We start from the raw sequence: 22,010 nt of genomic DNA, 5'->3' as shown, positions 1-22,010 counted from the left end.
TTCCGATGGATTATAATGCCCTGGGAGTGAGACGTATCATATGCCCACAGTTATCGTCGGAGCCGGCCGCATAGGGTCAAGTGTATTGGAAATGGCGATAGAGGCTGATATCGACCTGACGGTTATTGAGCGAGAGCCAAAGCGTGCTCACGAGTTGGACTCGTCCGATAACTTCCGGGTCATCAACGATGACGCCACAGAGCGGGACACACTGCACAAAGCTCAGGTCGACGGGGCTAACGCGATCATCGCGACGACAGAAGAGGACGCTACCAACCTGATGGTGCTAATGTTGGCTCGTGATATGGGATGTCAGACGTTAGTCAGCGTGGTCCACGAGGAGACGAATATCCCATTATTCGAGCAACTCGGAGCAACTATCATCGAAAACCCTCAACGACTCATCGCTGAGTATCTATTTAGGGGGATTCAGGATCCCGGTATTCAGGACTTCATGCATGTCGGTGATGCCGATAGCGACGCTGAAGTGTTCGAACTTGTAGTGGAGGAAGGAGCGCCAATTATCGGAAAAACGCTCGAGGAAGCTGATGTAGCTGGACTTCTTCCGCCGAGTATGATCGTAGTCGCAGTCGAACGGGATGGGGAGGTCATTATCCCACGCGGCCATACACGGGTCGAACCTGGTGATTTCATCACTATATTCTCGAAGGATGGAATCAGTCAAGAAGTCACTTCTCCGTTCGGGCCACATGCCGGCAGTATCTCAGAAGGAGACGATTTTGGGGAGTGACTTTACAACCAATATTTTGTAAAATATTCCGGCTTCAGTGTGGCGTGTTCAGGAAAAGATAGTCTCAGCAGGGACGTGCGTATACTCGTCTGACAATGCCTCGGCGTCTTCCGGAAGCAGTGCTACGATCAGATATGGGACAAATTCGGCGAAATAGTTGACGAGCGCCGCAATACGCTTCGAGTCGATAGCTTCCAAAGAGTCGAGAAGCATCAATGGGACGACTTGGTGGACGTCGTGAACCACATAACCTGCCAAGGCTACAACGAGACCAACGACGTTTCGCTCGCTTTCGCTCAGATGTTCCACGGTATCCTCATACCCTTTCCCGTCATCCGTTTCGCGAATGAGATGTAGTTCGAATCGAGTTGCTGACCCCCCACGATACCCACCGTGACTGGATTCGAACTCCGCACCTGTTTTGCGTTCGATCCACACCCGAGTGATGTTACGGTAATCAAGAATATCTAAGATATCGTCCATATGATCGTTGAACGCCGAAATAGCGTTTTCTTCGAGGTCCCGAATCTGAGTTCGCTGGTTCTCCAACTCCTCCCGAACTTCGTCCTGTTGGGCTTCCAGTTGTTCGTGTTCTTCTTCAAGACGATCCAGTTCTGCGAGATCCTCACGAACCGTCGATAGTTCTTCTTCAAGCTGTCCGCGTTCGTATTCGAGTTCGCTCAACTGTTGATATTGGTCGGTGAGTTCACTCTTCTGCAACGATTCATGTTCGGAAACGAACTCCTCAAGCTCAGCAAGTCGCTCTCTGATATCCTCTCGCTCCTCCTGTAGAGCGTTTAATTTCGTCTCTCTGCGTTGCAGTTCGGTATCGATTTCGTCGAGACGTCGTTCGATCTCTTGGCGTCGGTCACGTTGGTTCTGAAGCTCACGTTGCGTCTCACGGAGGTCCTCAATCTCCGATTGCACGTCGGACCGCTCTTGCCGTTTCTCTTCGACTACATTCCGGAGTTCGTCGAGCCGGTCGGCAATTTCACCCCGTTGAATTTCGCTCCCACAGGTCCAGCACTGCACGGTCTCGGCCATCGGGTCGAGTTGTGCTGTCGGAGAGTTCGTGGAATTCTCGGTTCCGAGAAGCTCCGGATCGGCATCCGAAACGAGATCTTCATTGAATTCCACGATGGCAGACAGGTCGTTAATCGTCGTAGCAAGCGATCGTTCACGTGATGTGAGTTCCGAGAGTCGAGTCTCCACTCGATTCAGTTCTGTCTCCGAGGTCTCCAGACTATCGAGTTCGGTCCGAAGTTCGTTTTGCTCGTCCCGGAGTGCCTCGGACGTGTCTTCCTGTGTCCGGATACGGTTCTGTACCGAGTCCAACTCTTGCTTCCGTTCTTCGAGAGACGTCAGCGCCTCCTCCACGGCTTCAGCTTGCTCTGGTTCGGCGTCGTACTCTTTCAGGCGCTCCCGGAGGTCATCGATCTCTTGATCCTTTTCTTCGAGTTCCTGTTCCACCGTTTGCTTTCGTGAGGCGAGAGTTGTTCGCCGGTCAAGTTCGCTTTCGATGGTCCGTATGCGTTGGCCGAGACGATTCCGTTCGGACTGGAGTTCCTCGATACGTCGCTGGATGGCGTCCGTATCGACAGGTCGCATAATGATGTCTCGTAAATCCCCATCCTGCATAATGGATCGACGGGTGGGATTGGATTCTGTGAGAGAGACGAACAGATCGATGAGATCGCTGCGGTCTGAGAAGGATTGGCCAGTGCGCCGTATCTCGTTTCCCTCTCGTTCGAATTCCTGTCGATAGGTCTCTCCATCAATGTCCAGCTGGATGAACCCTTCATCGGCATCGGCTTTGAGTGCTGGCGGAGAGCCGCCCAGTATTCCAGTTATTGCAGTAAGCAATGAGGTACGGCCAGTGGCATTTCGGCCCTCCAAAATAGTGACCCCCTGATAAAAATCCACCTCGCAGTCGCTGAGACCCCCAATATTTTCTGCGTGTACCGTGACAACATCTTTCGGGCTACATTTGTTCATACCCTCTTTACTGTATAGGAGTAAATAAGCAAACCGACCTCTGGACTGATTCAACTCGGTTCGTTGCTGGTCTGACAATCACATCCTCCTTGGTCAAGATAATCCTCAATTCTATACGTCGACCCACAGGCTGAACAGCCGACTCGAACTGATTGAGTTACTTCTGTTGGGACATCCGAGATTTCGTCTGCGTTGCGGAGCCGTTCAAGCGTTTCTTCAATTACTCCTTCAGATCGTGCTTGCGCCCATTCGATCGTCTTGCGTGCACCATCAATATCAGCTGTGGACTCCCTTCCTGTATCAATACCCTCACAATCGTGAAGGTGGTTGCGGACCGTCTGATGAGACACGAAATCCTCCTCGATACTGTCTATATCCACATCGTTCCGTGACAGCTTTGAGCGTAACTCAGCTCGTCGACTGCGGCTCACACCGTCACCACGCAAGACATCATAGATGCTGTCAGCATCTCCAATCACTTCACGAGTAGCCGAACTAAGCGCTACCGAGAGAATCTGTTTATTCAGATATGTCGCCAGATCCCGAAGGCTATCTCCCTGATCGCGACGCTTTAGAAGTTCTCTGTCCAGATTTGGGATGTGATAGTCCTGGGTGATACGACCGATTTTACAACAGGGCTGGGAATCTGAATTCATTATCGTAACCGACGTTATCCTCTTTTAGGAGTGTATCGGTTGTCTCCACCCGACATCTGTCGTGGGAACTCCGGAACCGGGTCAAATTGAGGAGCTTCTAGAATGTGGAGTCCTCTGAATACGCGATGACACGGGAAAACAACAATTGGCTCTGGTGAATCGCATGACTGCGTAGACCTTGATCGTCAGAACTAGGGAGTTGAAGCGGGAAACGGCGGATGATCTATGTCCAAAATCTCCCGCTTCACTGGGAAAGTGGTGACGTTAGCTAAAAATGCTGTTGGTGGTCGAGGCGGATCCGCCGCCCCGCAGGGTGGCGGCGGATTCGCCGACTACGCCGTTGTTTCGCTCCATTGTCTCCGAATTTACCTGGAGAAATCCTACCGCGAAGCGCTCGATCTCTTGAGCGAGATGCCGCAAATACTCGCCAAGATAGGCCTTGACGCGGCTGATCTCCCTGATCATTCGACGCTAGTGAAGGGGTTTGACAGGACCAAAATGGCGGTCTGGCGAGTGGTGCTGCGCCTGTCGGCGCAGCTCCACGAGCCATCTGGTCATACAGCGATGGATGCGATGTTTTTCGACCGCGAAAACGCGAGCAAGCACTACTGTCGTCGCACGAATTATCGCGTTCAGACGCTCAAAACAACCGCGCTCGTCGATACAGCGTCACAAGCTGTCCTCGACGTTCACTGCACGATCAGGAAACGTCACGACACGCAGATCGGCTGGCAACTCGCCCGCCGCAACGCGGGCGAGTTGCACAGCCTCGCCGCCGACAAAGGGTACGACTGGCAGCGGTTACGTGATAAGCTCCGGGAAGAGGACGTAAGACCGCTGATTAAGCATCGAGAGTTCCGTCCCATCGATCACGCGCACAACGCGCGGATCGATGGGTCTCTATGGCCAGAGAGCGTTATCTGAGACCGTATTCTCGGTGATCAAGCGCACGCTCGGCGACGCCGTGCGTGCGCGAAGCTGGTACCGTGAGTTCCGTGAAATCGTCCTGATGTGTGTCGTCTACAACATCAAGCGTGCCGTCAACTAGCGAAATCAAGCGCCGTATGGCGATTTACCACGGCCCTCATCTGGATTGACCGGGCCTTTGTATTTCGATCTCACTTTTTCTCCTTCCCTCCACTGCCAGTAGTAGTAACGGTTGTCGTTGATTTCTTTGATCGTGATCGTCGCCTTTGCGGGGACATCGTCCGGTAGGTCGTCTGGTCGTTCCCCCACCTGGTCTCGATCTGCTTCCTCCTCGAGACGAGCCTCACGTTCCTTGTGTTCGGCTAGCTCTTCGGTATACGTGGCAACATCACGGAGGCGCTCTGGAGTAGATTCATTGAGCGTGGAGACTATCTCCGTTGGGAGGTTCGCCGGCGGGGTCGGTGACTCGTAGGACATCAGCTGTTTTCGTGTTAACCAACATGGAACGCCAATCTATAGTTTTGTTGGTTAAGACCGCAATGTTGGTTCCCCATCCGCTTTGGAAAAGACCTCACGAGTGATCTTCGAGTCAGAGATGGACACCGTCAGATGTTGTGTGACCGGGAAGGGTACGACCCGGTCTCAACTCGGGCCGTCTAGGAGTTCCTCGCAGAGCTCGAAACACTAGGGATTATTTCGCCGACCGAGACTAACCGCGGCAAATCCGGTGGGAAGCTCAAAGAATATGAACCCGAACAACCTCGTTCGTCCGAAAGAAGAACATAGAGAGGTTAAGTAACACTCGCCATATTGACGATTCCGATTTCCGAAAGTCGGTAGTTGTGGATACACCCACCCCATCGTGTCCAGTGTCTTTACGCGCCGGTTTGATCGGAAAGCTGTTGTAGTCACTTCAGCCCAAGAAATTAATCCACTTACTGCTGCGCTAGCTATCGTTCAGACTGGTTCATGGATTGGGAAGTTAAACCTTTCCTTTTAGAGTTCTTCGTCAGCGGGTCTCCCTTGCTATTCCGGGAAGACACTGGACACGATGGGGTGGGGGAGAGGGGGAGAAAACGCGACACTAGACACACTGGACACACTCGACACGATGGTTTTATGTTGGTTCCCAAATACGCTAAGGCAAGACCACTATGGGCTTGTTCCAGCCTGACACGGATATCTTTCAGGAGCGAGATGTCCTTCGGGAAGATTATCAACCAGAAGAGATTGTCGGTCGCGATGAAGAGCTACAGCAGTATATTTCGGCCCTGCAGCCCGTTATCAACGGCGATCAGCCTGCGAATATCTTTCTCTATGGCAAAGCCGGCGTCGGGAAGACCGCCTGTACGCGCTATCTTCTTCGGGAACTCAAAGACGACGCGGCTGAATACGATGTCGATCTCACGACTATTCGTACGAACTGTGAGGATCTGAGTACGAGCTATCAAGTCGCGATTCAACTAATCAACGATCTCCGCGACCCAGAGGATCATTTGAAGCCGACCGGATATCCCCGACGACAAGTCAACGAATGGCTTTGGGAGGAACTCGACGCGATCGGCGGCGCCGTCATCATCGTATTTGACGAGGTTGATCACATCGACGATGATTCGATTCTGTACCAGATCCCACGCGCTCGAGCTAACGGCAATCTAGAGGAATCGAAGGTCGGAATCATCGGTATCTCAAACGACTTCAAGTTCCGTGAGTCGCTGAGTTCGAAAGTCCAGTCGAGCCTGTGCGAAAAGGAACTCCAGTTCCCTGCCTACAATGCAAATGAACTCCGTGATATCCTTCGCCAACGCGCTGATATCGCGTTTTTCGACGATGTCGTGCCGCATGAAGTCATCGCGAAGTGTGCGGCGTTCGGTGCGAAAGACGCCGGAGACGCCCGACAGAGTCTGGATCTGCTTATGGAAGCAGGGGACGTAGCTGTTGAACAGGACGCCACGCAGGTAACCGTCGACCATGTTGACCAGGCTCGAGAGTCCCTCGAGCGGAGTCGGATCGTCGACGGCGTTGCTGGTCTCACCCAGCAGGGACATCTCGTGCTGTACGCCCTCCTGATGTTACACGAAGAGGGTGATACACCGATTCGAGCGCGTGACGTGCAGGATCGATACGAGATTATCTGTGGTCGAGCTGCAGTTGACCCGCTCGTTCCCCGAAGGATGCGTGACCATCTCGGTGAACTTTCGATGTTAGGGATTGCAAGTCGTACAGAGCGGAACAGAGGTGAATCAGGTGGTCGGTACTACGAATATGCTCTCGACACAAATCCTGATCTCCTACTCGAAGCACTCGACGAGACAGTGGACATGGTGGGGGTAACTGACGCTGTTCAGCAGCGTCTCGATCAGGACCTCTGACACCCGAAAGACACTGGACACAATGGGGTGTATTCTGTCGCCTGCTGGTGATTTGGACACTGGACAGAGTGGGGTGTCCTGCTACTCTCGAACTATCCAAGACACTGGACGTAGTGGGGTGGGGGTGCAGTTCAATTCGCAGATTGTGAGAAGACACTGGACACGATGGGGTGTGGACACTGGATTAGGACTCGAGATCCAGATAGTCGGTAAGCGTCACGTTCGGCACTGGATCTCGAGCGCTGTTCTCGGCGACCGTCTTCTCGTTGTGACAGTCCGCACAGAGCGTCTTGGGGTTCGATTCCTCAAGTGGGTGACCGCTGTCCGCGATTCGTTCGATGTGATCAACCTCCATCATTCGATAATCGAGATTACTGTACTGCTCCCAGAGATCGGTCCAGTTGTCTTCATCGCCGTTCCGTTCATTGTCAGGGTCCTCGGCTTACCCTCGATCGTGCTGTATATTTCGTCGTGACGGGTTTCACCATCCACTCTGACAACCTCGACTCTCACTCTTCAGCGTCTTGAGTGACTATGCTCAGAGACTTACAACTCGAAAACGGGGGTGTGGCATACGATTCTCTCGTTGTTAGTACCATCAATTATGAGGACGTCATGGAGAAACGATGGAAACGCGGGGTGTGATGAAGGGGGCTCACACTACGTCGGACACGACGGAAATCCGGGGTGGGTTACGGAAACGGTTTCAGCAGGACCGTTGTAGGGTTGAAGCGGCGGGCCCGACGGTGGCACGACGCAGCTGACCATCCGTTTCAGCAGGACCATTGTAGGGTTGAAACTACCCAGACTTATCGGGGTTCAATGCGACGGCTATTGTTTCAGCAGGACTGTTGTAGGGCCGAAGAAATAGGTACAGTAGGTAGAATAGGTACAGTAGGTAGGGCTTTAGCAGGACCATTGTAAAGGAAGCTGTCTGATCATTTGATACCGATAACACGGATATAGAATCGGACTCGAACGATTATTCGATGGTCTATAGCAAATCAACTCTCGAGAGCAGGCCACTATCTCTTCCTCTAATGGACTCTGGAATCAGCTAGTACTGTTTATCGCCCCAGAAGCGGTGAAGGGGCTGATCAGTTGTCCCTTCGGAGCTACTGATGGCAACGAGAGACATCTCCACGATTGCGTTCGATGAAGACGTCCAGACGACTGCAACTGACTGCCGGACTGTGGCGGCAGCGTTCGAACGACTGACCGGGAGACGATCTGCGAGGATTGTAGCCTCATCCTCGAGGACACTCAACTCGATCGAGGACCTGACTGGGGTCGACATGACGAGCAAGGATCCAAGAGGCGGACCGGCGCACCGCTAACACCGACACGTCACGACCGAGGCCTCTCCACCGAGATCGGATACAAGCGAGACGCGAACGGAAACACCCTCTCGAGTACGAAGCGTCGACAACAGACCCGGCTGCGTCGCGAACAGTCCCGTGTTCGGTGGCAGTCGAAAGGCGAAGGGAACCTCGTGTATGGACTCAGTGAAATCCGGCGGATCATCGCGAGTCTCGGCCTCGCACAGAGTATCCGAGATCAGGCGTGTTCGCTGTTTCGAACGGCACAGTCCGAACAGCTCTGTCGCGGACGATCGCTCGAGGCGGTGGCTGCAGCCAGTGTCTACGCAACCACTCGGTGTAACGGACTCGGACGATCACGGGGCCTGTGCGCGCTGTGATCAGAACAGACTCACCAACGCCTACACCGCGATGAACGTCGAACTCGAGTTACCGACACAGCCGGTTGCAGCAACAGACTGGATCCCGAGGCTTGCGACAGGACTCAAGGTCCCGAACCACATCCGTCGACGGGCACTCAAGCTCGCACAGCAGGCACGCGAACGCGGACTGACGATCGGCTGTCAGCCGAGTGGTATCGCAGCGGGCTGTCTATATCTCGCTGCCCAGCGAGTCGGCTTGTGTCTCTCGCAGCAGCAGATCGCCGATATCGCAGGGACATCGCCGAACACGCTCCGAAGTCGGCGAGACGAGTTACTCAAGATTGAAGCCGAAGCCTGATCGATGCAACACAGATGAGACGCTTGTAACGGAGTCGATCGAGCGCTCCCTCGAGTGTGTGTTTTTCTCCCCCTGAAGGGGTGAGGGGCGTTCCAGACTGGAGCGTCCGTCGTCAAAAAACGATGACTCCGAGTGACTGTTCGCAGGTGTCCTTCGACGACTCGGACACCAGACGTGAGGAGATGCAGAGCACAATGGCAGCATGGGTCGAAGACCTCGTCGACGAGGTCGAGGACGCAGTCTCGAGCGACGAATTTCAGCGGTGGCTCAATGTACAGAGTCGCTTTCACGACTATTCACATCGAAATACGCTGCTGATCAATCGCCAGTATCCGAACGCGACCCGCGTCGCCGGCTATCGGACGTGGCAAGACGAGTTCGATCGGCATGTCAAAGAAGGCGAGAGCGCGATTTGGATCTGGGCACCGATCATCGCAAAGCAGTGCCCGGAGTGCGAGAACTCACCATCGTACCACAATCGAAGCGACTGCGAATACGATGAGACACCTCCTGAGGAATGGTCGAAAGGACTCGTCGGCTTTCGGCCAGCGGCAGTCTTCGATATTTCGCAGACGGAAAGAGAGCCCTTGCCCGAACTCGAGACCGAAGCGACTGGAACTGCCGGTGAGCTCCTGCCAGCGCTTCTCGAGGCAGCCTCGTCACTCACGGTGGAGGTGGCGGTCGTCTCCCGAGACGACTGGCCTCACGGCGATGCCAAGGGCGTCTGTCAGTATCGCTCGCCTCCAGAACGACCACTCGTCGAAGTACGTGACCGTGAGAACAACGCTGATCTCGCCGTGACGCTCGTCCACGAGTACGCGCATGCACTCTTGCATAGTGGCATCGGCGACGAGACTGAACGGTCGAAACGCGAACTCGAGGCGGAAGCAGTCGGCTACATCGTCGGACGGTACTTCGGGCTGGATACGAGCGGTTCGGCATTCTACCTCGCTGCGTGGCGGGGCGACGAGCCGGAAGTGATCTTCGACCGACTCGAGCGGATCAGTTCGACCGCTGCGGAGATTATCGACACCGTCGGCGAGGCGCTCTCAGATGAGTGATCAGGACCTCCTCTTCGAAATCGTCGACACGCTCGAGACGGTGGGACTCAATCGCGACGAGTACCAGCTCCACCGGGTGATCGATATCGAAGCACTCGAGCAACTCGTGAACTCGGCCGACTCACACGCTGGGCTCGAGATCAGATTCTCAGTGGGTGAGTTTCGGCTCTGCGTGACGCAGTCCGATGTGCGGGTTCTTACTTCGGAAGAAGAAGACAGCTGAGGGGCCCTTCCTCTGTGTCAGTGGAACGGATCGATAGCGATCAGTGACAGGTACTCCGCAGTCGCTATAGATGCTTATCGATCAGCCTCAGAGAACGGAATAGACACCACTTCTATATGTTCACTTGGCCTCGTTTACTCTATCGACGATGAATGATCAGGGTAGTACAGAGGAAGTGTCGATCCACTGTACCGAATGCGGAACAGTCTATCCAGCGTTTCGGCTTCCTGATGAGACATTGACACGAGCCAGCAACAGGCCATCTTGCCGGTGCGGAAGCAACTCATTTGTTGAATTGCAAAGTGAGAACTAAGTGGTCTGCTTCCGGTCTCTATCAGTAAGGCCGAATTCTATATTCCCGAATTCTCGTATTACACGTGAGTTTCTGATGATGTCACACGGAGTTCCCCATCAACCGAATAGAAGTATCCTCGCTCGAGCAGTCGGGTGAGTGCGTGGTCTGCGTCCTCAGGCTCGAGAGATAGATCCGTATCAGTGAGAAGAACCGTGAGGGCTTGCTCTCGAGGGACCGACTGGACATCTTCCTCATCGACTGGGTTGAAACAAGAATCACAGAGGACCTCGTACACGTCCACGATCCACTCCGGCAGTGGCGGCCGCGGATCAGTAAGATCGTTCATCGCGGGTTCGGTACCAGAATCGTCGGTAGTGAACGGCTTAAAAATATCCCTCACAGCAACTGGGAGTACCACCGTTGTAAGACTCTTCGAAAATTTGAGACGTAGTCGATAAGACTGTACGTGAGGGTGTCACAGAACAAGTCGTATGGCATTCTTTTCGCTCTATGTGGACTGGACTAGCTGTTCACTACAGATGCAAGTCTTGCACAGGCAGACCTACTAACTCCCAGACAGACCCGTTGTTTTGTTGTCTTCGGTAAGATCCTCGGCGTTTGCTCCAGGGGGGCGGCGGCACACACTCCTTGTTCGTCGAGCGCTCTCGTGGCGGGTATTGGCCGTGAAGTCCCAACAGATGCTGGAATTCGAGCGCGCCGTTGTTCCACAAAACATATGGCTAGTTATTCTGTTTGTTTGTTGAATGGGTACAAGATGAACGAACCCGGCCCAAACGAAGACGCGCCTGCTGGCGACGGAAGTAAACCCCCGAGAACGGGGCGCTTTCGCTGGTTCGAGACTATCGATACTCGCTTGCTCTTAGTGGGCGCGCTCGCCGCGGGCGTCGCCATCGGCGCACTCTTCGCCGGTGGAGTACCGGCTTTGGAGGAGTCACCGCCCGATCCCGAGATCGAATCAGTCGAAGTTCTCAACGCGGGTTGTCACGACGATGTGCGATCCCGGGCAATGTCGAGTTCTGATGGGATCTGGGTCAGTACGATCAATAACACCTCGAAGGATACCGAGGTATCCGCACAGATTCGTCGAACATCTCCTCCGGATGCGACGGTCGCCGCGTATCGGGTGGATCTGGAAACGCACAATACGACGATTGAGTCTGATGAGTGCCCAGGCAAGATCGTCTATCGTGTCGAGTACGACGCACCCTACCCTGACGCTGCGGACGCGATGCGGACAGAACGGTACGTTGACGGTGAGTTCCACACCTGTGGTAGCTCAAGCAGCGGTCCGGAGGCGGGCTGTGTCTCGTTATATGAGGAACGACCAACCCATTACTCGAATGGCACCGTCACATATGAGTCGCCCTGAACCGATTTGGTTCGGTCACCGCCCTCTGAACGCGTCTTAGATTCCACCTTCGGTAACTGGTTCACCTGTACTTACCGTTCGTCGGGTAGTCACAGAATAGGTCTACGAGCCATTCTATGACTCCTTCTCGGACATTCGAATCAGACTGACTCCTCCACTACGTACCGGTCTACACGGTGTTTTTTCGCGCCTGACAGGTGAGGCGCTCTCATATGTGCCTCGAGATTTGCTATGAGTACAGATCAGCCGATCCACCGAGAACAGCACCACGAACAACACGAGTACAGCGATAGCAGTGACCGGGAACAACACTATTCTGGAGACACTGCTCGACTAAACGGACATGAACTCATCGCGATCGACGAGTGGCTCCCAGGCAGGGAGCCAACACCCTATGGCCTGGACCTCACTGACGGGTACGAGTACCGAACACGCTACTGGCGCTGTCGGAATTGTGGTCAGGAACGAAACCGTCGCGACGAGTTTCGAAACCAGTGTGAGGCGCCAGCACCACCGACCCCGCTCGAGGCGGAAGGGTATTCGATCAATGACGCGCGAACATGCCGTGCATTGAGCGAGGAGATGGACGTCCGCTTCACCGCGGCGGGCCCGATCTATGAAGTCGATAGTGAGAGCGGGAACACATACGAGATCGACATCGAGACAGAGACCTGTAACTGCCCAGACTTCGAACAGCGTCAGCCAAAGAGTGGCTGTAAGCATCTTCGACGTGTCGATCTCGAGATTCGAACCGGGCTCGTGCCTGCTCCGGATGGGACATTCGTTCGATAAGAGAGGGACTCGCTCATTTGAGGGTGTTTCTCTCCCCCAGAGGGGTGCAGGGGACGCGAACACAGTCCACTGTACAGTATGAAATCGAGATTCACAGCAACAGCATTCGGCAGCGCTGAGACGGCTCAATTCCGGAAACGAGGTATCACCAGATGACTGACCGCGACGGGTGCCGAGTACCGACCTGTACAAGACTTGCCCGTGATCAGGCAGGGTACGCTGGCCGCTTCTGTTCGAACAGGTGTGAAATCCGCTATGAGCATCTCCAAGCGGACGCTCGAGACGCCGCTCAGGAGGATGTATACTAATGCTCGAGAAGATCGGTCACCGCGGTAAGCGCTTCACGATCAATGGCAACAGAATTGTCGGTAGAGCTGCAGATGAGCGCTGTCGGCAGGCAAATGCACGTAAGTATCCAACAGTGACTATGTGATACCGTCCTATTCGTCGCTCAGTTTTGTTTTGGTCGTTACGTCGACTACGTCACCAGCTTCAACATCAGCGTGCTCGAGGATTTCCACGACCTGTGTGTCCGCACCATCACTCAACACGCGGGCTGAAACCATTTCCTCGGATCGTTCAAGCGTCGTTTCGATCGGCTCGAGACGGGCGAGAACGTCTGCTTCGAACGATCGATCGGTCTGTCGGTCGCGATCCAGCTGCTGGGTTTCTGCATGGACTCACCGAGAAACACGATCTCTCCGACGCTACGTTTCTCGTCGATGGTGCTGGCTATCTGACTGCCCTCTCTTGATTAGGATTGAGCGGTCACCTCGACTACGTTGATCGAAACCATATCGAAAAGTGGTTTCATACGCTCAAAGTGCGGATCGACCGCTTCCATAACTCCTGGGTCGGCAGTCGGGTGAGCGTCAGAGAGTGGCTTGAACAGTTCGTACACTACTATCACACACAGCGACCGTACCAGTCACTCAACGGACAGACGCCACCGGCGGTGCTAAACTAGACAGTGCAGGGATTAGTGTCTTGTAGGTGCTAGCGATATTAGGGAGGATTGGTCTTTATAAGTTGTAAATACGTGCTTTTGACTGATGACTGATCCAAAGGAATCCATCAATATTGAAAATGTGGTGGCATCAACCAGTATTGGACAAGAACTTGAACTTGAAAGCGTTGCCATGGATCTCAAGGGGGCCGACTATGACCCTGAACAGTTCCCCGGCCTCGTCTATCGCACCCAGAATCCCAAGTCCGCCGCATTGATCTTCCGGTCAGGAAAAATCGTCTGCACTGGCGCAAAGAGTACTGACGCAGTCCACGAGAGTCTGCATATCGTTTTTGATAAGCTTCGCGAACTACAGATTCAGGTTGAGAAAAATCCAGAAATCATCGTCCAAAACATCGTCAGCAGCGCCGATCTCGGCCGCACCCTCAATCTAAACGCGATTGCGATTGGCCTTGGACTCGAGAATATCGAGTATGAACCAGAACAATTCCCCGGGTTAGTGTATCGCCTTGACCAACCGGAAGTCGTTGCACTCCTCTTTGGCTCTGGGAAATTAGTCGTCACTGGCGGGAAAAAGGGTGATGATGCCAAACAGGCTGTTGATGTGATCACTACCCGTCTTGAGGAACTCGGCCTGCTCGAGTAAAACAATTCATATCCCACTCTCTATTCTTCATCAATAGTTCCACATAAAATGACGCCCGCCCCCCAAGGTGGGCGTACTGGGGTAGGACGAGATCTTCAAGTGGTGATCGATCTGGCGTAAGTTCACAGACCAGTCCAGATCTCGTCACCACTAGCCTAGCGTGTCATAGAATACGTCTCATACCCTCAACTTGGCGATTATACAGCTTCCAATTCGCGTGTAATCCTATGAATTTCGTCAGCCATGGGTTTTGCTCAAGGGCGAAACCGTGAACAACGCCTCCTGAGAACTATTCTATGACACGCTCCTAGCCTGTTAGCCACCCATCACAAACATATTGGCTAGTTTATATTGGAAATCACCAATCGAGATGCTTAGTTCGCAACCCTACGCACCGGCCAGTTTACCGAATGGGGGACTGAAAATAACTCTGTGTGAATCGTTCTATGACTCCTCAGTAGTTGCTAGCGTGGGTTCTTTATTTTGTTTGGAGTATAACTGAACCTGGCAGAATTAGTTAGTGGGTATGCGGGTCTGTCCCTACGGTGTGATTATAAGTTCCAAGAGAGTGCCGATCAGACTCAGACAGGCAGCAGCGATCAGTGCAAGAAATGCACCCGCAGAGATTTCGAACTCGACTGGGTCGGTCGATAGCGACTCATAGACAGCGCCAATAGTCATTCCACTTGAACCGACTGCGATTAGTAGTAGCGGAATGCTCCGCTCGCCAGCGGCCAGCGAGGGCAGTGCATTAAGTCCTAATGAAATGCCAAGGACGGCGAGCGCACCGTTGTATGCGTAGAGGCGCTCCATATGTTCGACACTCTTCGCAGTCTCAGTCGATCACATCGAGAGGCTCACGATCTCCGCCAGTAGGCACTGAATCTACGTCCGTGATGTCTGGATAGCCTTCAGAACGATGGTGGTGGCAGGATCTGACATCAGTCAGTCGCTGTCGGCGGCGGATCGTCGCCGACGCGACAGTGTAACCACTTACGAGCGCAGCCCCAATTCAGGGACAGCTACCGGAAGAACTGGTCGTCGGGTGGTTGATTCTCTGGGACAACTCTGCACACACCGAAGGCTGTCCAGGCAGCACGAACCACCATCTCACAGAACTCCGTGAACGACCACTCCCAGAGGCGGCGCCCCCCACGGCGGGGCGCCGCCACGTACATCCAGTGGAGGTATCGCCAGACGTTCTGCAGCAACAGACTCACGACAAACAGCAATAACCGAAGCCCAGCGTCCCGTGAACTGGTGAGATCGAGGCTCTGCTTGGCTAATCGGTAGCTTGATTCGACGCCGAAGCGCTTGCGATAGTGTTCTCGTGCATCCTGTGGTGTGTCAATGAACGGCGCGTCAACGGCGTAGCCGTGACGCGCCACCCCGTGCTCGTCGTATCGTCCTCGCTGGTAGATACAGTCGATAAACACAGGGAATGTTACCCGTCCAGCGAGTTCGTGTTCGATCACGCGACTCCAGCCTCTGCTGAGTTCGTCTTGAATCGTCTCACCCCACTTGACGATTGGCATGATGTAGGCGTAGTTATGCGCGTACAGCAGTTCGAGACAGGTGCTGTTGTAGAATCCGCGATCAAGGTAGACGGCCTTGACGCGCAGGTCAAGGCCGTCGAGGAGTTCGAGGAACTCATCAAGAGCATCGCTGGTGACTTCGCCAGCGACCAGCTGGCGAACCGCCAATGTGTATCGCTTGTTACGCCCCGTGCGTAGAGCGTGACGTAGGCGTGAAAGGCAGTGGTTCCTCGTTTCGCCTGCGAGAAATATAGTGACTCCGTCTCGTCCTCGTCACCGTAGTAGGGATCGAGGTGGAGGTCGGCGACGACCTCCACCGGTCGATCTGGAAGCGTCTCAAGAATATCCCTTGAAGGAGCGTGTTCCCAACCGCTTCAACAGTATCAAGATCGAACTGATCGGTAAGATATCCACGGACGGTATTGGTGTGGGGCGAGTCGTTTGTTTTCTCGCAGACGTGATTGATTGAGGTCCCGCCGGCGCTGGCGCCGGCGAGGACCTCGTACAATTCCTCCGTCGTGACCGCTACATTCTCCCCGAACTCCAGCGGAAGTTCCTCATCGAGACTGTTGACGACAAAATTGAGCAGGTACTCTTCTTTTAGCTCGTTGTCTGCTTAGGTTGCTTTCACACCTTCGCCAAGCAGACACTCATCCTAATACGATGTGATCGACTGAGTATAGCGGACAGGCGAACGCGAAGTAGAAGAATCGGGGTCGTGTTTAGTTAAACGTGAGAAGTGAGGCGTGCTGATTTTCAGCCGGTTCATGGCAGAAATCGCACGCCTCAGTGGTAGTAGCGATGGGATTGATTGAGACTTTGTGGAGCAAGAGCGGACACCGCGGCAGCTGATGGAGCTCGGTATTTGATTCCATCTCGCTGGATTATCGCTTTCGAATACCATTCGAGAATTGTAGAAATTTGGTGTCAAGCGATCACAGAAGGCAATTCACGATTGGGTGCAGAAAGCTGATCTACAGCCAGCAACTGATGCGAACCCGAATCACATTGCGCTTGATGAGACTGTGATTCGGATCAACGGTCACCAGTATTAGCTGTCTGCTGCAGTCGATCCTGAAACGAACAGGATCCTCCATATTCGGCTGTATTCAACAACTACAACGGCCCTAACTGAACGCTTCCTGCGAGAATTAATCAGGAAACACGATGTCGAAGACGCTGTATTTCTCGTTGATGGTACACAGCATCTCCAGACAGCACTCCGCCGACACGGGCCCCGATTTCAATACGAAAACAGGGAAATCGGAACGCTATCGAACGTATCTTCCAAAAGATAAAACGGCGTATCTCCTCGTTCTCAAACTGTTTCAGCCACGTCGAACCGTCAACTGCAGAATCATGACTTCAAGCCTTCGCCGTCTGGAAGAATGCTACAAACTAAACACGATCCCGTAGCCAGTGATCACATTCTACTACAACCGGTCCCGTAGTCAACTACTCGCTGAAGGGTTACTCGCCGGTATGATCGATCACTGCCGACCGTGCTTCATCGGTGAGATTTGCTGCGACACCGTGTTCAGGATCGAATTCCTGCATTACGAATTTCGAGGATGTCGAGTTGACCCCATCAATAGCGACGATACGCTCAATAATGTTGTTCAGTTGATCGCGCGATTGGACTCGACTGACGACGACGAAGTCGACGTCACCCATCGTATAGTAGACCTTTTCGACACCATCGAGTTCGACCAGTCGCTCACCAATATCTTCAGAGTATCCGCTCTCGTGGGAAACCATTACATCGGTGATTGCAGCCATCTCCAGACCGAGCATGAGAGGATCGATGTCAGCCGTAACACTCTGAATTACACCGCCATCTTTGAGTTTGTTAAGGCGATAGTGAACGGCGGATTTCGAGATGTCGAGTTGGTCCGCAAGCGTTTCGAGACTGACGTCGAAATCATCTTCGATGCGCTCAAGAATCGCAAGATCTGTTTCGTCTAGATCAGGGGCCGTACGGAGCGTGTCGTTCATACCAGAGGATTAGATGGGGCGCCTCAAGAAACTTTGTTTCACCGACGTGCGGCGCTCAGCATTAGGCGCATACTGCGACGTGAAGGGGTCAGTGCTCCATCGCCGCATCCGAGACATCAAGACCGGCGTCAATCGCGGCGATTGCCTCGTCAATTTCGGCTTCGGTGATTGTCAATGGCGGTGCGATGATCAGTGTGTTGATCATGTTTGCAACATAGGTGCCGTGTTCGGCTGCAGTGGCGGAAACCTCGTCAACGACAGTACTCCCGGTGCTGATCTTGTCCTCTCGCTCGCCGAATGGGACGCGCTTACCAGGATGTTTCGTCAGTTCGATTCCCCTAAATAGTCCAACACCGCGGGTATCGCCAACACTCGGGTGCTTCTCCGCGAGCGCTTCAATTCGGTCGCCAAGATACTCGCCCATCTCGCTTGCCCGCCCGATAAGGTTCTCTTCCTGGTAGGTTTCGATCGTTGCAAGCCCGGCAGCAACGGCGGCAGGGTGCCCTGCATAGGTATGGCCGTGACAAAGCATATTCTCCTCAAAATGTTCAGATATCTTGGAGGAAACGATTGTCGCACCGAGGGGCTGGTATGCGCCGGTCAGCCCCTTTGCCATAGTCATAATGTCTGGAGCAACGTCGAAAACGTCACAGCCAAACCACTCGCCGGTGCGACCAAAGCCAGCCATCACTTCGTCGCAGATGAGCAATGCGCCGTGATCATGGGCGATTTCTTTCAGTCGTGGGAGATACTCCTCGGGCGGCACCAAGATACCATTCGACCCGACGATTGGTTCGACGAGGATAGCCGCGACCGTGTCGCCCTCCAGTTCGAGCATCTCGTCAATATACTCGACGCTTTCCATCGGGTCGAGTGTTGACCCGTAGGCGTAGGGATCGGGCGCTTTGATTGTCCCGGGAATGCCGGGTTCAGATTTTAGCCGGCGTGGGTCACCAGTAACGCTGATCGATCCGTACGTCGCACCATGGTACGAGCGGTATCGCGAGATGATCTTCTGTTTACCAGTATAGAAGCGAGCTATCTTGATCGCTGCCTCGACGGCCTCTGTACCACTCGTCGAGAAGAACGTCTTTGAGAGGTCACCAGGAGTGACATCCGCGAGTTTCTTCCCTAGTTTCGCGCGATTTTCTGTCGTGTAACTGGGCGAAACGTACGCCGCATTTCGTACTTGCTCGGCGATTGCATCAGCGACCTTGTCAGCGGAGTGGCCAAGGTTCGAACACATTAGCTGGCTCGAGAAGTCGATGTATTCGTCACCGTCAGCCGTAGTGAACCGGACGCCGTCCGCATCGACGACCTCCGTTGGTTCAACTTCCTTCTGGTACGACCATGTCCCAAAGACGTACTCTTTGTCAGTTCGTTCGATCTCGTTCAGACCGGAGTCGGCTGCAGGTTCCTGTTCTGCCATCTGCATATACTCCATCCACCCCAGTGTTGATTAATCTTTTGCCTGAAGGGGTTTTTCTAGAACAATATTTGGCCGACACGCACTATTAGCGAATTTCATACTCTATAATCGGCTATAGTGAGGAAACTATGGAAAGCTTTATTGCCAAGGGGGGAGAGTTCGAGATGTTAGATGTCACTTACCACCACCCCACCGTGGGACGACGTACAGAACTACATTGACGGAGACTGGCGCGTACCATCGGACGACGGCCAGGATGTCGTCAATCCGGCGACCGGCGAGACGGTTTCGTATGTCGGGTTTAGTTCGGAAAATGACGTAGACGAAGCCGTTCGGGCCGGACAGGAGGCGTTTGAGGACTGGAGTACGACTCCCGTGGAAGAGCGTATCCAACCGCTGTTTGAACTCAAGCAACTACTTGAGGCCCACCAGGACGAACTGGCGGAGGTACTTGTACAAGAACACGGGAAGACGCTTGCTGAGGCCAACGGCGAACTTCGCCGTGGCATCGAGAACGTCGAAGTCGCTTGTGGGATCCCGTCGATGATGCAGGCGGGCCACTTGCCGAACGCCGCTCCCGAAATCGATGAAACGGCAGTTCGCAAGCCGCTAGGCGTATTCACTGCGATCACGGCGTTCAATTTCCCAGGAATGATCCCGCTGTGGTTTCTGCCGTACGCCGTCGCAACTGGAAACGCGTTTGTCCTCAAGCCCAGCGAACAGGATCCAGTCGTCGCACAGCGGATCTTCGAACTGATCGACGAGGCAGGCTTTCCGGACGGGGTTGTCCAACTCGTCAACGGCGGTGTCAACACGGTAAACGCGCTGCTCGATCACAATGGAATTCAGGGCGCATCGTTCGTCGGCTCGACGCCAGTTGCAGAGACCATTTACGAGCGTGCGGCCGCAAACGGCAAGCGTGTTCAGGCGCAAGGTGGAGCGAAAAATCACATCATCGTAACGGAGACAGCAGATCTTGACTTTGCTGCCAAGAAGACGGTGTCGTCGGCGTGTGCCTGTGGAGGAGAGCGCTGTCTCGCCAATGACGTTGTGGTCGTCGAAGAAGGTGTCTACGATGAATTTGTCGACCGCGTCGTTGAAGTAGCCAGCGATCAGACGGTCGGATATGGCCTTGACGATGATATCGACATCGGCGCACTCATCACGCCGGATCACGAGGCCCGCGTACGTGATATGATCGCCACCGGCATCGACGAAGGTGCTGACCTCCTTCTCGACGGGCGAGATGTCACTGTTGAAGGCTACGAAGACGGGAACTTCCTCGGTCCAACCGTATTCGGTGACATCGATCCAGAGATGACGATCGCTCGTGAGGAAATCTTCGGCCCAGTACTCGGACTCATGTCCGTCGATAATATCGAAGAGGCAATTGACGTGATGAACCGCAGTGACTTCGGGAACGCCGCGAGCCTGTTTACCGGTAGCGGGGCCGACGCACGCAAGGTTCGTCACCAAGCTGACATCGGCAATCTTGGTGTCAATGCGGGTACGGCTGCCCCAATGGCCTTCTTCCATTTCGGCGGCCGCAAAGACTCGTTCTTCGGCGACCTGCATGCTCAGGGCGAAGATATGATTCACTTCTACACGGACAAAACAGTCTACATCGAGCGCTGGCCTAGCGCCTGATTGCCAGCACAACATCTGGTGTTGATCAGGCACCTGACCGAAATTCTTTTCGAGACCGGCTATGGAACCGCGGTATGTACCATAGTAGCTGGTACCACGGGAAACGTGATGTGTCAGCCGAAAAGTGAGTCAAATTGCTCTCGACAGGCTAGTACAAGAACAATCGGACCAGGGGTAACAAGCGCGGTATCGTCGGCCATAGGCAGCGACAAGACGTCATCAGAACTCCGACAATTCATCTGGTTGCTAATTGGTCTGAGTACACTAAAGCACATCTTTCCACCTACGGCAGTCGTGTCGACGAAGAATACATTGGCATTAGATTGAATTCCGTTATCGGTGCAACGACTAAAGAGGGGGGATTCACCTGAGCGTAACAGCGTCCGGAACCAGCCACCTACGCGACCAGTGGAATTTAACAGCTCGATCGTAGTACTGCTCGCTGCCTTGATTGCGTTGCTAACAAGAAAGTCGTGACTACCACTGTTTCAAGGGGGTCATCCAAGTCTTCTCACACCGCGATTACGGTACTTCTTGGATTGTCACTACGTTCATAGTTAGTAGTCGAAATGACGGAGTAGAGACACAAAACGAGGAGTTCCTGCCCTATAGTTCATGGACGGGTCTCGAGCACGTCCAAGTCGGAGGGCACCGTCCTTAAGTTCATTGTTACCTCTTTCCTGCGATTATATCATACATGATACTCTCACCGTCTCGGTACTGTCTAGTTCTGCACCTCCCCAACCGGCGTCTTTCCCTCGGGAGTTTGGTACTGTCTCTGACACTTGTAGCAGTGCATAAACTGTTCAAACCACTTGCGGACGCTCGCCCGACTGCCAACCCACGAGTTATGGAATCGGTCGATCGGCATTTTGAGGGTATGAAATCACTTTTAGATCAGATTCCAGTCGGTATAATTAATCTGATATCTCAGTCCTAATCGAGAGAGGGAAGTTGGATAGCCGAACTGATCGACGAGAAACTCAGCCTCTGAGAGATCGTGTTTCTCGGTGAGTCTATGCAGAAACGCAGCCGCTGGATCAGTGCCGTGCCGACCAAACAGCGCGACATCGAGAATCAACTTTGTCTCGGTGTCTATTGCAGTATACAACTAAGACCCCGTTGATTGCCAGCGGTCTCGTCAACCGCGCCCCTTGACGGCATCGTCGTCGTCGGGTCACAACCGCTATCAGCTAACCGATGTACCCAATTCCAGACCACTCCATGTGAACATTCAATGCCCAATTCAGCGAGAATTGTTGTTGTCTCCGGCTTCATTGAATCCGCAGA

General features: G+C 53.8%; 18 protein-coding genes and 5 pseudogenes. 13 read left to right on the top strand and 10 right to left on the bottom strand.

Going from position 1 to position 22,010, the window contains the following annotated elements:
* Positions 1 to 40: 40 nt before the first annotated feature.
* On the top strand, positions 41 to 751 hold the full coding sequence (locus NATPE_RS08870) for a potassium channel family protein (protein WP_006182309.1): 711 nt from the start codon (positions 41 to 43) through the stop codon (positions 749 to 751).
* Between the two features lie 48 nt (positions 752 to 799).
* Here NATPE_RS08870 and NATPE_RS08865 read toward each other — a convergent pair whose 3' ends face one another.
* Complete coding sequence (locus tag NATPE_RS08865) at positions 800 to 2,746, bottom strand: archaea-specific SMC-related protein (protein ID WP_015298946.1); 1,947 nt, start codon at positions 2,744 to 2,746, stop codon at positions 800 to 802.
* A 50-nt stretch (positions 2,747 to 2,796) separates the two neighbouring features.
* Complete coding sequence (gene rdfA, locus NATPE_RS21215; protein ID WP_015298945.1) at positions 2,797 to 3,402, bottom strand: rod-determining factor RdfA; 606 nt, start codon at positions 3,400 to 3,402, stop codon at positions 2,797 to 2,799.
* 225 nt (positions 3,403 to 3,627) lie between these two features.
* Between rdfA and NATPE_RS08860 the strand changes: the two are divergent.
* Positions 3,628 to 4,450: pseudogene (locus NATPE_RS08860) on the top strand (IS5 family transposase).
* 5 nt (positions 4,451 to 4,455) lie between these two features.
* Here the strand turns inward: NATPE_RS08860 and NATPE_RS08850 are convergent.
* Positions 4,456 to 4,806, bottom strand: a complete 351-nt coding sequence (locus NATPE_RS08850) for a hypothetical protein (RefSeq protein WP_006182304.1) — start codon at positions 4,804 to 4,806, stop codon at positions 4,456 to 4,458.
* A 677-nt stretch (positions 4,807 to 5,483) separates the two neighbouring features.
* Between NATPE_RS08850 and NATPE_RS08845 the strand changes: the two genes are divergently transcribed.
* The gene (locus NATPE_RS08845) at positions 5,484 to 6,701 is read left to right on the top strand and encodes an orc1/cdc6 family replication initiation protein (RefSeq protein WP_006182303.1); all 1,218 of its coding nucleotides are present in this window, start codon (positions 5,484 to 5,486) and stop codon (positions 6,699 to 6,701) included.
* Between the two features lie 184 nt (positions 6,702 to 6,885).
* Here NATPE_RS08845 and NATPE_RS21210 read toward each other — a convergent pair whose 3' ends face one another.
* Complete coding sequence (locus tag NATPE_RS21210) at positions 6,886 to 7,059, bottom strand: HNH endonuclease signature motif containing protein (RefSeq protein ID WP_152422596.1); 174 nt, start codon at positions 7,057 to 7,059, stop codon at positions 6,886 to 6,888.
* Positions 7,060 to 8,193: 1,134 nt separating this feature from the next.
* On the opposite strand from NATPE_RS21210, the gene NATPE_RS23440 reads away from it, so the two are divergent.
* The 4 genes from NATPE_RS23440 (at position 8,194) to NATPE_RS08830 (ending at position 10,024) form a co-directional block, all read left to right on the top strand.
* Positions 8,194 to 8,400: a hypothetical protein gene (locus NATPE_RS23440; protein WP_157557354.1), complete on the top strand. Its 207-nt coding sequence runs from the start codon at positions 8,194 to 8,196 to the stop codon at positions 8,398 to 8,400.
* Positions 8,339 to 8,740 carry a transcription initiation factor IIB family protein gene (locus NATPE_RS23435; protein WP_006182301.1) on the top strand — a complete coding sequence of 134 codons (402 nt, stop codon included), beginning with the start codon at positions 8,339 to 8,341 and terminating at the stop codon, positions 8,738 to 8,740. Before NATPE_RS23440 ends, NATPE_RS23435 begins: the two co-directional genes overlap by 62 nt.
* A gap of 122 nt (positions 8,741 to 8,862) precedes the next feature.
* A complete protein-coding gene (locus tag NATPE_RS08835) occupies positions 8,863 to 9,801 on the top strand; it encodes an ArdC-like ssDNA-binding domain-containing protein (protein ID WP_015298942.1) in 939 nt (312 codons plus the stop codon).
* The gene (locus NATPE_RS08830; RefSeq protein ID WP_006182299.1) at positions 9,794 to 10,024 is read left to right on the top strand and encodes a hypothetical protein; all 231 of its coding nucleotides are present in this window, start codon (positions 9,794 to 9,796) and stop codon (positions 10,022 to 10,024) included. The genes NATPE_RS08835 and NATPE_RS08830 overlap by 8 nt, the downstream gene beginning before the upstream one ends.
* A 371-nt stretch (positions 10,025 to 10,395) precedes the next feature.
* On the opposite strand, the gene NATPE_RS08825 is transcribed toward NATPE_RS08830, so the two are convergent.
* Positions 10,396 to 10,665 (bottom strand): hypothetical protein, encoded by a 270-nt coding sequence (locus NATPE_RS08825; protein WP_006182298.1) that lies wholly within the window; start codon positions 10,663 to 10,665, stop codon positions 10,396 to 10,398.
* A 429-nt stretch (positions 10,666 to 11,094) separates the two neighbouring features.
* On the opposite strand from NATPE_RS08825, the gene NATPE_RS08820 reads away from it, so the two are divergent.
* From NATPE_RS08820 to NATPE_RS08810, 4 genes and pseudogenes are all read left to right on the top strand, one after another.
* The gene (locus NATPE_RS08820; protein ID WP_006182297.1) at positions 11,095 to 11,709 is read left to right on the top strand and encodes a hypothetical protein; all 615 of its coding nucleotides are present in this window, start codon (positions 11,095 to 11,097) and stop codon (positions 11,707 to 11,709) included.
* Between the two features lie 231 nt (positions 11,710 to 11,940).
* Entirely contained in the window at positions 11,941 to 12,501 is a 561-nt protein-coding gene (locus NATPE_RS23010; RefSeq protein ID WP_006182296.1) for a hypothetical protein, read from the top strand.
* Positions 12,502 to 13,147: 646 nt separating this feature from the next.
* Positions 13,148 to 13,468 (top strand): annotated as a pseudogene (locus tag NATPE_RS21195) (IS6 family transposase); the annotation flags it as partial.
* Positions 13,469 to 13,553: 85 nt separating this feature from the next.
* Positions 13,554 to 14,114: a TATA-box-binding protein gene (locus tag NATPE_RS08810; RefSeq protein WP_006182295.1), complete on the top strand. Its 561-nt coding sequence runs from the start codon at positions 13,554 to 13,556 to the stop codon at positions 14,112 to 14,114.
* Positions 14,115 to 14,654: 540 nt separating this feature from the next.
* On the opposite strand, the gene NATPE_RS08805 is transcribed toward NATPE_RS08810, so the two are convergent.
* Both NATPE_RS08805 and NATPE_RS08800 read right to left on the bottom strand, forming a co-directional pair.
* Positions 14,655 to 14,927 (bottom strand): hypothetical protein, encoded by a 273-nt coding sequence (locus NATPE_RS08805; RefSeq protein ID WP_006182294.1) that lies wholly within the window; start codon positions 14,925 to 14,927, stop codon positions 14,655 to 14,657.
* Positions 14,928 to 15,136: 209 nt separating this feature from the next.
* Positions 15,137 to 16,238 (bottom strand): annotated as a pseudogene (locus NATPE_RS08800) (ISH3 family transposase).
* Between the two features lie 232 nt (positions 16,239 to 16,470).
* Between NATPE_RS08800 and NATPE_RS21190 the strand changes: the two are divergent.
* Positions 16,471 to 17,012 (top strand): annotated as a pseudogene (locus NATPE_RS21190) (IS6 family transposase).
* A 107-nt stretch (positions 17,013 to 17,119) separates the two neighbouring features.
* Here the strand turns inward: NATPE_RS21190 and NATPE_RS21185 are convergent.
* Positions 17,120 to 17,644 carry an Lrp/AsnC family transcriptional regulator gene (locus NATPE_RS21185; protein WP_006182292.1) on the bottom strand — a complete coding sequence of 175 codons (525 nt, stop codon included), beginning with the start codon at positions 17,642 to 17,644 and terminating at the stop codon, positions 17,120 to 17,122.
* Between the two features lie 88 nt (positions 17,645 to 17,732).
* Entirely contained in the window at positions 17,733 to 19,073 is a 1,341-nt protein-coding gene (locus NATPE_RS08790; RefSeq protein ID WP_049804934.1) for an aminotransferase family protein, read from the bottom strand.
* Positions 19,074 to 19,244: 171 nt separating this feature from the next.
* Here NATPE_RS08790 and NATPE_RS08785 point away from each other — a divergent pair, with 171 nt between their 5' ends.
* On the top strand, positions 19,245 to 20,720 hold the full coding sequence (locus tag NATPE_RS08785; protein ID WP_006182290.1) for a CoA-acylating methylmalonate-semialdehyde dehydrogenase: 1,476 nt from the start codon (positions 19,245 to 19,247) through the stop codon (positions 20,718 to 20,720).
* A gap of 724 nt (positions 20,721 to 21,444) precedes the next feature.
* Here the strand turns inward: NATPE_RS08785 and NATPE_RS21180 are convergent.
* Positions 21,445 to 21,989: pseudogene (locus NATPE_RS21180) on the bottom strand (IS6 family transposase); the annotation flags it as partial.
* Between the last annotated feature and the right edge of the window lie 21 nt (positions 21,990 to 22,010).

This window comes from Natrinema pellirubrum DSM 15624 (assembly GCF_000230735.2).
Taxonomy (GTDB): Archaea; Halobacteriota; Halobacteria; order Halobacteriales; family Natrialbaceae; genus Natrinema; species Natrinema pellirubrum.
Note: the sequence above shows the minus strand (reverse complement) of the source record. Positions and strands in the feature narration are given on the sequence as shown.

Excerpts from the sequence above, each read along its gene's own strand:
- NATPE_RS08870 (WP_006182309.1), top strand. The coding sequence starts at position 41 with ATGCCCACAGTTATCGTCGGAGCCGGCCGCATAGGGTCAAGTGTATTG.
- NATPE_RS08865 (WP_015298946.1), bottom strand. The coding sequence starts at position 2,746 with ATGAACAAATGTAGCCCGAAAGATGTTGTCACGGTACACGCAGAAAAT.
- rdfA (WP_015298945.1), bottom strand. The coding sequence starts at position 3,402 with ATGAATTCAGATTCCCAGCCCTGTTGTAAAATCGGTCGTATCACCCAG.
- NATPE_RS08850 (WP_006182304.1), bottom strand. The coding sequence starts at position 4,806 with ATGTCCTACGAGTCACCGACCCCGCCGGCGAACCTCCCAACGGAGATA.
- NATPE_RS08845 (WP_006182303.1), top strand. The coding sequence starts at position 5,484 with ATGGGCTTGTTCCAGCCTGACACGGATATCTTTCAGGAGCGAGATGTC.
- NATPE_RS21210 (WP_152422596.1), bottom strand. The coding sequence starts at position 7,059 with ATGATGGAGGTTGATCACATCGAACGAATCGCGGACAGCGGTCACCCA.
- NATPE_RS08835 (WP_015298942.1), top strand. The coding sequence starts at position 8,863 with ATGACTCCGAGTGACTGTTCGCAGGTGTCCTTCGACGACTCGGACACC.
- NATPE_RS08830 (WP_006182299.1), top strand. The coding sequence starts at position 9,794 with ATGAGTGATCAGGACCTCCTCTTCGAAATCGTCGACACGCTCGAGACG.
- NATPE_RS08825 (WP_006182298.1), bottom strand. The coding sequence starts at position 10,665 with ATGAACGATCTTACTGATCCGCGGCCGCCACTGCCGGAGTGGATCGTG.
- NATPE_RS08820 (WP_006182297.1), top strand. The coding sequence starts at position 11,095 with ATGAACGAACCCGGCCCAAACGAAGACGCGCCTGCTGGCGACGGAAGT.
- NATPE_RS23010 (WP_006182296.1), top strand. The coding sequence starts at position 11,941 with ATGAGTACAGATCAGCCGATCCACCGAGAACAGCACCACGAACAACAC.
- NATPE_RS08810 (WP_006182295.1), top strand. The coding sequence starts at position 13,554 with ATGACTGATCCAAAGGAATCCATCAATATTGAAAATGTGGTGGCATCA.
- NATPE_RS08805 (WP_006182294.1), bottom strand. The coding sequence starts at position 14,927 with ATGGAGCGCCTCTACGCATACAACGGTGCGCTCGCCGTCCTTGGCATT.
- NATPE_RS21185 (WP_006182292.1), bottom strand. The coding sequence starts at position 17,644 with ATGAACGACACGCTCCGTACGGCCCCTGATCTAGACGAAACAGATCTT.
- NATPE_RS08790 (WP_049804934.1), bottom strand. The coding sequence starts at position 19,073 with ATGGCAGAACAGGAACCTGCAGCCGACTCCGGTCTGAACGAGATCGAA.
- NATPE_RS08785 (WP_006182290.1), top strand. The coding sequence starts at position 19,245 with ATGTCACTTACCACCACCCCACCGTGGGACGACGTACAGAACTACATT.